This is a genomic window from Streptomyces sp. NPDC023541 (assembly GCF_055559995.1).
In genome coordinates this window covers 484,248-495,676 of sequence record NZ_JBVHJO010000007.1, presented here as the reverse complement: position 1 = coordinate 495,676, position 11,429 = coordinate 484,248, and the positions used below count along the sequence as shown (strand labels likewise).

The window sequence follows — 11,429 nt, the reverse complement described above, 5'->3', positions numbered from 1 at the left end:
GCCCCCACGCCCGGGGGGGGGCGGGCGCGCCGCGCCCCGCCCCCCCCCCCGCCCCCCCCCCCCCCCCCCCCCCCCGGGGGGGGGGCCCCCGGGGGGGGGGGGGGGCGCCCCCCCCGGCAGCGGCGCCGTCGGGGGCTCCGCCCCCGGGACCCCCGCGCCTCGAACGCCGGCGGGACTGAAGGGGGTCAGGCCTCCAGGGCCGAGAGCTGGGCCGTGAACCACTGGGCCGGGGGAAGGGCCGTCGCGGCGGCGGCCAGCCGCTTGGTGCGCTCCGCACGCTCCGCCACCGGCATGGCCAGCGCCGCGTGCAGCGCCTCCGCCGTCTGCGACACGTCGTACGGGTTGACCGTCAGCGCGTCCTCGCGGAGCTCCTCGTACGCCCCCGCGCCCGTCGACAGCACCACCGCGCACCCCGCCTCCGACACCACCGGGATCTCCTTCGCCACCAGGTTCATCCCGTCCCGCACCGGGTTCACCAGTGCCACGTCCGCCATCCGGTAGACCGCCAACGACCGCGCGAAGTCGTCCTTCACCGACACCAGCACCGGCTGCCAGTCCTCCGTGCCGAACTCCGCGTTGATCTCCGCCGCCAGCTCCGAGACGGCCGCCGTGTAGTCCCGGTACACCTTCAGGTCCTGCCGTGACGGGTAGGCCGAGGCCAGGTGCACCACCCGGCCGCGCCACTCGGGGTGGACCGCCAGCAGCTCCCGGTAGGCCAGCAGGCCGCGCAGGACGTTCTTCGACAGCTCCGTCCGGTCCACCCGGGCGATCGTCTTCCGGTCCCCGACCTCCGCCCGCAGCTCCGCCAGCTTCGCGTCCACCTCCGGCCGGTGCGCGAGCGCCCGCAGCTCGTCGGCGTCCACGCCCAACGGGTACACGGCCACCTCGGTCCGCTTGTGCCGCACCGGACTCGCCGGGTTCTTCTGGACGTACCTCGCGTGCGGCGGCTCCGTCCCGGCCGCGGACTTCGGCTCGGCGACGCCCCGTTCGTCGTCCAGGTGCGTGCCGCTCATGAAGGCGTCCGCCCAGGCCCAGGTGTGGAAGCCGACGACGTCCGCGCCGAGCATCCCCCACACCAGCTCGCTGCGGATGCCGTCGGGCAACATCCCCAGGACCTCCTGCGAAGCCCACGGGGTGTGCGTGAAGTGCGCGATCCGCAGGTCCGGCCGCAGTTCCCGCAGCTGCCCCGGGACCAGGGCCAGGTGGTAGTCCTGCACCAGCACACGGGCACCCTGCGCCGCCTCCTCGGCGAGGGCGCGCGCGAAGGCCTCGTTGTACGCCACGTACGAGCCCCACAGGCGCCGGAACTCCGCGTCGAAGACCGGCTCGCGCGGCACGTCGTACAGGTGGTGGTGGGTGAACCACAGCACCGAGTTCGCGATGCCGTTGTACGCGTCGTCGTACATCGTGGGATCGATGTCCAGCATCCGGACGCCCGGCTCGGAGACGTCCCGCCGGACCGCCTCCCGGTCCGCGTCCGACAGCGCCGCGCAGATCCACAGCGCCCCCGGCTGCTCCGCCAGGGCCGCCGAGAGTCCGGACACGAGACCACCCCCGCCGCGCCGGGCACTGAGGGTGCCGTCGTCGGAGAGGGCGTAGGAGAGCGGGCCGCGGTTCGCCGCGACGAGTACCTGAGAAGCCATGCGGCGAACCTAGCCCGGCCTGCGCTCGCTCAAACGTATGGACACGGTCAGGCGACGTGGCGCCGGCCGTACTCCTGAACGCCCAGCATCGGCGGCCGCTCCTCGGTGTCCACCGCGTACGTCCGTGGCACGAAGCCCTCCGGTCCCCGCTCGAACTGCGTCAGCTCCGGCCGTACGAGGTGCCCGCGCGAGAGCCGCACCTGAGCCGTCCGGTAGATCGCCGCGGCCATCCGGCCCAACGCCTGACCGCCCTGGTGGCGGTGCAGCCGTACGCCCACGTCCACCTGGGCCAGCGCGTCCAGTCCGACCGTGTGCAGCGCGTCGACCAGCAGGCCCAGCTCGACGCCGTAGCCGACGGGGAAGGGCAGGCGCTCCAGCAGCGAGCGCCGTACGGCGTACTCGCCGCCCAGCGGCTGGACGAAGCCGGCCAGCTGCGGCCAGTGGAGGTTCAGCAGAGGGCGGGCGACCAGCTCGGTGACCCGGCCGCCCTGGCCCGGTGCGTCGCCGAGCGGGCGGTCGTACATCGCCTTGACGAAGTGCACGCCGGGGTCGGTCAGGAGCGGGCCGACGATCCCGGAGACGAAGGAGGCGGAGAAGTCCCGCAGGTCGGCGTCGACGAAGCAGACGATGTCCCCGCCGGTGACCAGCAGCGAGCGCCACAGCACCTCGCCCTTGCCGGGCAGCGCCGGGATCCGCGGCAGGATCTCGTCGCGGTGCACCACCCGGGCGCCGGCCTTCGCCGCGACCTCGGCCGTCCGGTCGGCCGAGCCCGAGTCGATCACGACCAGCTCGTCCACGAGGGGGACCGGCAGCCCCTCGATCAGCTCACGCCGGATCACCTCGACGATCGCGCCGACCGTCGCCTCCTCGTCCAGCGCGGGCAGCACCACGCTGACCGTGGTCCCGGCCGCCCGTTTGAGGTCGAGCAGCTGGTCGAGCGGTCGGTCGGCGGCGGACCAGGAGCGGTCGGCCAGCCAGCGCTCCACCTCTTCCAGCACTCTCAGCACTCCCTGCGTGTCGGCGTTATCGGCCTTTATGTGATCCATCTCGCGGTTCGGACGGCTGTCTCAACCGCCCGGCCCTTCGGTTACAGTCTTGAACAACGCGAAGGACCACCGCATGCCGGGGTCCCCCGCGTACAAACGCACCGGCGCGCCACAGAGCGCGTGTGCCGGTGCCATACCGCTCATCCAGAGGGGCAGAGGGACACGGCCCGTTGAAGCCCCGGCAACCCTCCAGTCGGTTCTCGCGATCGCGCAGCAGCGCTCGTCAGCGAGGTCCCCGGCTAGGGAAGGTGCCAATTCCGTCTCATGGCGAAATGCGCCATGGGGAAGATGAGGAGAAAGGGCCTCGCCATCATGGCTGCACAGACTGTCGCCACCTCTGTCGATCTCGGACCTGCCACCGGCCTTTCCTGTCGCGAGTGCGGTACCCGCTTCGAGCTCGGCCCCATCTTCGCGTGCGTCGAGTGCTTCGGACCGCTGGAAGTCGCCTACGAGCTCCCGACCGGTGACCCCGAAGCCCTGCGCGCCGCGATCGAGGCCGGCCCCAACAACATCTGGCGTTACGCGCCGCTGCTGCCCGTCCCCGCCGACGTGGCGTCCAAGCCCAGCCTGAACCCCGGCTTCACCAAGCTCGTCGACGCGGCGAACCTGGCCAAGGAGCTGGGCGTCACCGGCAAGCTGTACGTCAAGGACGACTCCGGCAACCCGACGCACTCCTTCAAGGACCGCGTCGTGGCCATCGCCGTCGAGGCCGCCCGCGCCTTCGGCTTCACCACCCTGTCCTGCTCCTCCACCGGCAACCTGGCCGGCGCCGTCGGCGCCGCGGCCGCCCGGGCCGGTTTCCGCTCCTGCGTGTTCATCCCGCACGACCTGGAGCAGGGCAAGGTCGTCATGGCCGGTGTGTACGGCGGCGACCTGGTCGGCATCGAGGGCAACTACGACGACGTCAACCGCTTCTGCTCCGAGCTCATCGGCGACCCGCTGGGCGAGGGCTGGGGCTTCGTCAACGTCAACCTGCGCCCCTACTACGGCGAGGGCTCCAAGACCCTGGCGTACGAGATCTGCGAGCAGCTCGGCTGGCAGCTGCCCGACCAGATCGTCATTCCGATCGCGTCCGGCTCGCAGCTGACGAAGATCGACAAGGGCCTGCAGGAGCTGGTCAAGCTCGGCCTCGTCGAGGACAAGCCGTACAAGATCTTCGGAGCCCAGGCCGAGGGCTGCTCCCCGGTGTCGACCGCCTTCAAGGCCGGTCACGACGTGGTCCGCCCGCAGAAGCCGAACACCATCGCCAAGTCCCTCGCGATCGGCAACCCGGCGGACGGCCCGTACGTCCTGGACATCGCGCGCCGCACCGGCGGCTTCGTCGAGGACGTCAACGACGAGCAGGTCGTCGAGGCCATCAAGATCCTCGCCCAGACCGAGGGCATCTTCGCCGAGACCGCGGGCGGCGTGACCGTCGGCGTGACGAAGAAGCTCATCGAGAACGGGCAGCTCGACCCGGCGCTGACCACAGTCGTCCTCAACACCGGTGACGGCCTCAAGACCCTGGAGGCGGTGGCCGCGGACAGCGGACAGACCGCCACCATCCGCCCCAGCCTGGACGCGTTCCGCGCCGCCGGCCTGGCCTGACCACCCTCCACGTACTACCGGAAAGGCAGTAGCGCCATGAGCGTCAACGTCCGCATCCCCACCATCCTGCGCACCTACACCGCCGGTCAGGCCGAGGTCCCGGCCGAGGGTGCGACCCTCGCCGAGGTCATCGAGTCCCTGGAGAAGAACCACCCGGGCATCGCCGCGCGGGTCCTGGACGACCAGGGCAAGCTCCGCCGCTTCGTGAACGTCTACGTCAACGACGACGACGTGCGCTTCGAGGGCGGGCTGGAGGCGGTGACGCCGGACGGCGCCGGCGTCTCGATCATCCCGGCCGTCGCGGGCGGCTGCTGATCCGGGGCTGAACCCCGGCCGAAAACCGAAATTGCCCCCTCCGCTAAAAGTGGAGGGGGTAATTCTGCTTGATTGGGCACGGTAGAGTTGGGGAAGTCCCCTCCGCTGGACTTGCCCGCTGCATATGAACGGGTCGCGTGAGGGTCGACATCGGGTCAATGTGCAGGCGCGGTATGGGGCTTTGGCGAGATATGCGGGGCCCGAGTTGCCCTGGAATATGCCAAATTTTCACTCTATTTCAATGTTTCTCGGTGTCCAGATTTCTCGTCGGATTGACCTGTTGCAGACAGCACTCGCGCAGATACATTCAGCCTCGGTCGACGCGTTCCGACGCAAGTTCTGACCCGGGAACGCGAAGTGCGTTCCCGCGCAAGGGCCAGTAATAGGGGAGTTAGGCATGGCTCAGGGCACCGTCAAGTGGTTCAACGCGGAGAAGGGCTACGGCTTCATCGCGGTCGACGGTGGTGCGGATGTGTTCGTCCACTACAGCGCCATCCAGATGGACGGGTACCGCACCCTTGAAGAGGGTCAGCGGGTCGAGTTCGAGATCTCGCAGGGCCAGAAGGGTCCGCAGGCGGACATGGTCAAGCTCGCGCTCGGCTAGTCCCGGAGCATCGACCACCGACGCTCGGTCTTCCGTCGAAGACCCGGAAGATCCACGAGGGGCCCACATCCCGGACACGGGATGTGGGCCCCTCGCGTGTGCGCCCGACGGCGCCGGGATCGTCCCCCCGAGCCGCTTGCGCGCACCCGTCACCCGACCGCCACCCCTCATCGAGGCTTCTTCGAAGCCGCTTGCACTCTCGGGGGTCGAGTGCTAATCATTGGCGTTAGCACTCTACGAGTGAGAGTGCTACTGAAACGAGGACCGGGTCGGTGAGGCCCGCAGGGTCCGGTGGGAAGGAACCGCCGGGCACGCAGGCCGTCCGTCGCGGGCGCGGGCGCGGTCCTGGGAGCAATCCACCGCTGTCCGGGAGGACCACTTCAGATGGCCAAGATCATTGCGTTCGACGAGGAGGCCCGTCGCGGCCTCGAGCGTGGGATGAACCAGCTCGCCGACGCCGTCAAGGTCACCCTTGGCCCCAAGGGTCGCAACGTCGTCCTTGAGAAGAAGTGGGGCGCCCCCACGATCACCAACGATGGTGTCTCCATCGCCAAGGAGATCGAGCTCGAGGACCCGTACGAGAAGATCGGCGCCGAGCTGGTCAAGGAAGTCGCCAAGAAGACGGACGACGTCGCCGGCGACGGTACGACCACCGCCACCGTCCTGGCCCAGGCGCTCGTCCGCGAGGGCCTGCGCAACGTGGCCGCCGGTGCCAACCCGATGGCCCTCAAGCGTGGAATCGAGAAGGCCGTCGAGGCCGTCTCCGCCGCCCTGCTCGCCCAGGCCAAGGATGTCGAGACCAAGGAGCAGATCGCTTCCACGGCCTCCATCTCCGCCGCCGACACCCAGATCGGCGAGCTCATCGCCGAGGCCATGGACAAGGTCGGCAAGGAAGGCGTCATCACCGTCGAGGAGTCCCAGACCTTCGGTCTGGAGCTGGAGCTCACCGAGGGCATGCGCTTCGACAAGGGCTACATCTCGGCGTACTTCGCCACCGACATGGAGCGCATGGAGTCGTCCCTCGACGACCCGTACATCCTGATCGTCAACTCCAAGATCGGCTCGGTCAAGGACCTGCTGCCGCTCCTGGAGAAGGTCATGCAGTCCGGCAAGCCGCTGCTGATCATCGCCGAGGACGTCGAGGGCGAGGCCCTGTCGACCCTGGTCGTCAACAAGATCCGCGGCACCTTCAAGTCCGTCGCCGTCAAGGCCCCGGGCTTCGGCGACCGCCGCAAGGCCATGCTCGGTGACATCGCCATCCTCACGGGCGGCACGGTCATCTCCGAGGAGGTCGGCCTCAAGCTCGAGAACGCGGGCCTGGACCTGCTCGGCCGCGCCCGCAAGGTCGTCATCACCAAGGACGAGACGACCATCGTCGACGGTGCCGGTGAAAGCGACCAGGTCGCCGGTCGCGTGAACCAGATCCGCGCCGAGATCGAGAACTCCGACTCGGACTACGACCGCGAGAAGCTCCAGGAGCGCCTCGCGAAGCTGGCCGGCGGCGTGGCCGTCATCAAGGCCGGTGCCGCGACCGAGGTCGAGCTCAAGGAGCGCAAGCACCGCATCGAGGACGCCGTTCGCAACGCGAAGGCGGCCGTCGAGGAGGGCATCGTCGCCGGTGGTGGCGTGGCCCTGCTGCAGGCCTCCGCGGTCTTCGAGAAGCTGGAGCTGGAGGGTGACGAGGCGACCGGCGCCAACGCCGTGAAGCTCGCGCTGGAGGCCCCGCTGAAGCAGATCGCCGTCAACGGTGGTCTCGAAGGCGGCGTCGTCGTCGAGAAGGTGCGCAACCTTCCGATCGGTCACGGCCTGAACGCCGCGACCGGCGAGTACGTCGACATGATCGCCGAGGGCATCATCGACCCGGCGAAGGTCACGCGCTCTGCCCTGCAGAACGCCGCGTCCATCGCCGCGCTGTTCCTCACCACCGAGGCCGTCATCGCCGACAAGCCCGAGAAGGCCGGCGCCGGCGCCCCGGGCGGCATGCCGGGCGGCGACATGGACTTCTGATCGACCTGAAGGTTGATCGGCTGTTCTCGAACGAGGGCGGCACCCCCACGGGGGTGCCGCCCTCGGGCGTTCCCGCGCCGGCCCGGAGGCGGGAAAACCGCTGGCCGGGGTGGGTCGGGCTGTGTGACCGTACGGCCCATGGGCCAATCCGTCGCTTCTCCCGTCCCGCGCACCACCGATCCCGTCGATCCAGGGCGGGGCTGAACGGGGGATGGGGAGTTCGCGGGCGTACCCCGTGTACCGGACCGACGACCTCGGTGAGGCGTACCGGCGGGCCCGGCTGTTGTGCGGGCGGATGAGGCCGCTCGAACCGGAGATGTGGCTGTGCGCGCGGACGGAGAGCGTCGCGGAGGCCCGCGGGATGGCGGCGCTGCTGCCGACGGGCATGTTCGATCCGTCGGACTACTGGGCGGCGGCGGACACCTGGTACCTGGGTGCCGAACTGCCACGCGACGACCGGGAGCTGGCGGCGGCGCTGCCGCTGACCGTCGACGCGTACGCGGCTCCCGGGCCGGTGGAACAGGCGTTCCTGCGGGCGCTGCGCGGCGGGGCGGCCACGATGCTGTGGCGGGGGGCCTGGCCGGACGTGCCCGGGATACCGTCCTCGTCGGCCGATCCGACGAACCAGCGGGTGGAGCTGGACCTCAACGAGGAGCATCCCGACGGGCGGCACACCGTCTACGTGCACTTCGCGACCGCCGACGACGTGGGCGCCGCCCATCTCGCGGCCCTCGTCGGCGGGACCGTGCTCGGGCCCGTGCAGATCGGCCGCTGACCGGGGCCGGGCCGGTCCGCATAGGCTGGACGCATGGCTGACCTCTTCGTCAAGATCTGCGGGCTCAGGACCGCGCCGGACGTCGCTGCCGCGGTGGCGGCCGGGGCCGACGCCGTCGGGTTCGTGTTCGCCCCCGGCAGCCCACGCACGGTCGACGCCGCGACCGCGCGCGAGCTGGCGGCCCGGGTCCCGGACTCGGTGCTGACCGTCGGGGTGTTCCGCGGCCAGTCCGTCGAGGAGGTGCGCCGCTTCACCGAGGAGAGCGGCGTACGGGGCGTGCAGCTGCACGGCGAGGAGGGCCCGGGCGACTTCGCGGCGTTGCGGGCCGAGGGCCGCACCCTGCTGCGGGCCACCGCCGAGCGGGTGGAGCGCTGCGGCGAGTACGGCGAGGACCTCCTGCTGCTCGACGCCCCCGACCCCGGCTCCGGCAAGCCGTGGAACTGGGGGTCGGCCGACTTCATCGCGCCCGAGGGGCGGTGGCTGCTGGCAGGCGGGCTGAACCCGGGCAACGTGCGCGAAGCGCTCGCGGTCACCGGGGCGTGGGGCGTGGACGTGTCCAGCGGCGTCGAGCGGGAGCGCGGCGTCAAGTCGCCGGAGCTGATCCGCGCCTTCGTCGAGGCGGTGCGCGGAGCCTAGGTCGTGTCGTCGAAGTCCCGCCCGGCCGGCGGCCCTTCGGGCGGCCGCCGCTACTTTGACGACACTCCCTGAGGGCTGTGGCCCCGTGCGGGCGATCGGCACGGTCACGGGATCGGGCGCGCCGCATGGGATCCGGCGCACGGGGCACCAGGGCGGTGAGGACGCTTCGTCGTTCAGGAGGTGGAAGCGGTGCGCCGTACGAAGGTGCTGAACTCCTTTCCCGCCGGTGACCCTTACGGCAGTTGGCCCGCCGAGGAGTACGCGGCCAGGTGCCGGGAGCGCGGGCAGCGGGCGACCGTCGTGATGGACCTCGACAGGGACGCCTTCCTCGTCGTGGCCCTCGACGCTGAGGCGCCGCACGGGGCGGTGTGACACCGCCCGCCGCCGCGGGGGAGTGCGTCAGGAAGCCGCGCGCCAGATCGTCATGTCGGCCCTGAGCCAGCTGGGGTCCTTCGACAGGCCCGGGGCGGACTTGATCCCGATGACGAACAGCGCGATGTCCCCCGAGGGGTGCCTGACGCAGACCTCGCTGCCGGCCGCCAGGACGTGCAGCGTCAGGTCGTTCTTCTTCGCGAACTCCAGCTCCTCGCGGCACGTTTCGAGGTTGCCGGTGCCCGCCTTCTGGGGCATGGAGAACACGCTGGCGTCGCTCTCCATGCGGCAGCCGCTGGCGAGACCGCACTTCATGCGGATGTCCCCGGTGCGGTCACCGTCCTCGTGCTGGACGGGCTCCTTGAAGCTGATCGAGTTCTTCTCGTTCAGCTCCAGCCCGGGGTACGGGACGGGCTTGGGCGGCTGTGAGGCGCTCGGCGTCGGAGTGGGGGTGGGCGTGGGGGCGGTGCCGGCCGGCGTCGCCGCCGGGCCGGACGACGTGGTCGCGGCGCCCTCCCGTCCGGCCGCCCGGTCCGTCCCGTCCATCAGCTTCCAGCCCAGACCCGCGAGCGTCAGCGCGCCGGTCATCGCCACCACGCCGGCGACCCGCGCGGTGCGCCGCCGCTTGTGGACCGCCGCCGGAGCGCCCGCCCCCGCCTGCGCCCCAGCCGGTGCCGGTGCCTGTGCCTGCGCGTCCGCTTCCGCCGACGCGCCCGACGACGTCGCGTGCCCCGGTGCCAGTGCCGGGGCTCCGGCCGGGGCGGCCGTCACGTGACCCGCGCCGGCCCCCGGCGCCTCGTCCCCCCACGTCGTCGCCGCGGCGGGCCGGGCGACCGGATCCGGTATCTCCTCCTCCAGGCCCGCGACCTCCCGCCAGACGGCCGGTCCGCCGCCCGCGACGGCCTCGTCGCCCAGGTACTCGCGGCACCACGCCAGGATCTCCGCCGGGGTGGCCCGCTCCTCCGGGGCGGTGGCCAGGCACAGTGCGAACAGCGGCCGCAGCGGTTCCGGCAGTTGGGTCAGGTCGGGTTTGGAGTGGACGATCCGGAACAGCACGGTCATGGAGGGGCCGTCCCCGTACAGCGGCTTGCCCAGTGCCGCGAACGCCGCCGTCTGGCCCAGCGCGAAGACGTCGGTGGCCGGCGTGGTCTCGCCCGCCAGCCCCTGTTCGGGGGCCATGTACTGGGGCGTGCCGATGGTGTTGCCCGTGGCGGTGGCGGTGAGGCCGGAGGCCTGCGAGATGCCGAAGTCGATGACGCGGGGCCCGTCGGCGGCCAGCAGTACGTTCGACGGCTTGAGGTCGCGGTGCACGACGCCCGCGGCGTGGACGGCCACGAGGGCCTCGGCCACGCCCGCCATCAGCCACACCACGGCGGCGTCCGGCAGCGGCCCGCGCCGGGCGACGGCCTCCGACAGCGAGGGGCCGGGCACGTACACGGTGGCCAGCCAGGGCGGGGCCGCCTCCGCGTCGGCGTCGATCAGCTCGGCGGTGTACGCCCCCCGGACCCGCCGCGCGGCCTCCACCTCCCGGCGGAAGCGCCGCCGGAAGGCCGGGTCCTCGGCCAGCTCGGGATGCACCACCTTGAGGGCGACGGGGCGGCCTCCCTGGGTGTGCGACAGGTAGACCCGGCCCATGCCCCCCGACCCGAGCCGGGCGGCGAGGCGGTAACCGCCCACGGTCTGCGGATCGTCAGCCCGCAGCGGCTGGAACACCTCGGTCGCGCTGTTCATCGGTCTCCCCCCGATCCCTACCGGACCAACCGATGAGTTGATCCACGTAACCCTAAGCGCCGGGCGGGTACGGGGCGATGCCGGGGATCCGGTGCGGCCGGGCGGGCCGGGGGCGGGCCGGGCGGATGTCGGGTGCGGTCAGTCGGCCGTGTCGAAGGAGGACACGCCGCCGTCCTCCTGTACGGACTCCACCCCGGGGATGACGTGCAGGGCCATGACCTGCCCGGGGCTCAGCCGGGCGGAGAAGCCGTGCAGGGCGGTGCTGTAGACGTAGTCCGGGGAGGCCCCGACCATCCCGGCGACCCTCGCCGGATCGATGTCCTGGTGGACGGTGACGATGTACGGGGCTTCGTCGGCGGCGGCCGCACGGGATACGGGCGCGGCCACGGCGGCGGTGGCCGCGGCCACGGGCAGGGCGGTGAGGGCGGCAAGGACGGCGACAGCAGCGGGCAGGGTGCGGCCCGCTCGGCTCAGGAGGATGCGCATGGGTGGAGGGCATCACGCACGGCCGGGCCGGTCAAAGACCTCCGCGGGCGTGGCGGGTGCACGCGGGGCGCGCCGCCCGTGCGCCCCCTGAGGTGGCGGCGGACCGTACGGGTGATCTTGCCGGGGCGGCCGACGGCCGTGCGGCCGGGCCGTAGGCCCGACGGCACGTCGATGGCCGCCCCGCACGTCGAGGGCGTCGCCGCCCGCTGCGAGCAGGCGCGCCCGAG

At 71.8% G+C, this 11,429-nt stretch carries 11 protein-coding genes and 1 riboswitch; of the genes, 7 read left to right on the top strand and 4 right to left on the bottom strand.

From position 1 onward, the window contains the following. Positions 1 to 185: 185 nt before the first annotated feature. Together ACZ3X1_RS20705 and ACZ3X1_RS20700 are read right to left on the bottom strand one after the other, a co-directional pair. Positions 186 to 1,643 (bottom strand): alpha,alpha-trehalose-phosphate synthase (UDP-forming), encoded by a 1,458-nt coding sequence (locus ACZ3X1_RS20705; protein ID WP_356814051.1) that lies wholly within the window; start codon positions 1,641 to 1,643, stop codon positions 186 to 188. 47 nt (positions 1,644 to 1,690) lie between these two features. Beyond that, positions 1,691 to 2,641: a glucosyl-3-phosphoglycerate synthase gene (locus ACZ3X1_RS20700; protein ID WP_356814091.1), complete on the bottom strand. Its 951-nt coding sequence runs from the start codon at positions 2,639 to 2,641 to the stop codon at positions 1,691 to 1,693. Between the two features lie 185 nt (positions 2,642 to 2,826). Beyond that, positions 2,827 to 2,984: riboswitch (SAM riboswitch) on the top strand. Between the two features lie 17 nt (positions 2,985 to 3,001). Between ACZ3X1_RS20700 and thrC the strand changes: the two genes are divergently transcribed. The 7 genes from thrC (at position 3,002) to ACZ3X1_RS20665 (ending at position 8,985) form a co-directional block, all read left to right on the top strand. Further along, a complete protein-coding gene (gene thrC, locus ACZ3X1_RS20695) occupies positions 3,002 to 4,276 on the top strand; it encodes a threonine synthase (protein ID WP_356814052.1) in 1,275 nt (424 codons plus the stop codon). A gap of 36 nt (positions 4,277 to 4,312) precedes the next feature. Further along, a complete protein-coding gene (locus ACZ3X1_RS20690; protein ID WP_356814053.1) occupies positions 4,313 to 4,591 on the top strand; it encodes a MoaD/ThiS family protein in 279 nt (92 codons plus the stop codon). 397 nt (positions 4,592 to 4,988) lie between these two features. Continuing rightward, complete coding sequence (locus ACZ3X1_RS20685; protein ID WP_030009783.1) at positions 4,989 to 5,195, top strand: cold-shock protein; 207 nt, start codon at positions 4,989 to 4,991, stop codon at positions 5,193 to 5,195. Between the two features lie 384 nt (positions 5,196 to 5,579). Next, complete coding sequence (gene groL / locus ACZ3X1_RS20680; RefSeq protein ID WP_356814054.1) at positions 5,580 to 7,202, top strand: chaperonin GroEL; 1,623 nt, start codon at positions 5,580 to 5,582, stop codon at positions 7,200 to 7,202. A gap of 235 nt (positions 7,203 to 7,437) precedes the next feature. Further along, positions 7,438 to 7,977 carry a hypothetical protein gene (locus ACZ3X1_RS20675; RefSeq protein WP_356814055.1) on the top strand — a complete coding sequence of 180 codons (540 nt, stop codon included), beginning with the start codon at positions 7,438 to 7,440 and terminating at the stop codon, positions 7,975 to 7,977. Positions 7,978 to 8,010: 33 nt separating this feature from the next. Next, on the top strand, positions 8,011 to 8,613 hold the full coding sequence (locus ACZ3X1_RS20670) for a phosphoribosylanthranilate isomerase (protein ID WP_356814056.1): 603 nt from the start codon (positions 8,011 to 8,013) through the stop codon (positions 8,611 to 8,613). Between the two features lie 189 nt (positions 8,614 to 8,802). Beyond that, positions 8,803 to 8,985, top strand: coding sequence for a hypothetical protein (locus tag ACZ3X1_RS20665; protein ID WP_356814057.1), 183 nt, complete (start codon positions 8,803 to 8,805; stop codon positions 8,983 to 8,985). A 27-nt stretch (positions 8,986 to 9,012) separates the two neighbouring features. Here the strand turns inward: ACZ3X1_RS20665 and ACZ3X1_RS20660 are convergent, their stop codons facing one another. Both ACZ3X1_RS20660 and ACZ3X1_RS20655 read right to left on the bottom strand, forming a co-directional pair. After that, on the bottom strand, positions 9,013 to 10,716 hold the full coding sequence (locus tag ACZ3X1_RS20660; protein WP_467280552.1) for a serine/threonine-protein kinase: 1,704 nt from the start codon (positions 10,714 to 10,716) through the stop codon (positions 9,013 to 9,015). Between the two features lie 138 nt (positions 10,717 to 10,854). Next, on the bottom strand, positions 10,855 to 11,202 hold the full coding sequence (locus tag ACZ3X1_RS20655) for a protease inhibitor I9 family protein (RefSeq protein ID WP_356814059.1): 348 nt from the start codon (positions 11,200 to 11,202) through the stop codon (positions 10,855 to 10,857). Between the last annotated feature and the right edge of the window lie 227 nt (positions 11,203 to 11,429).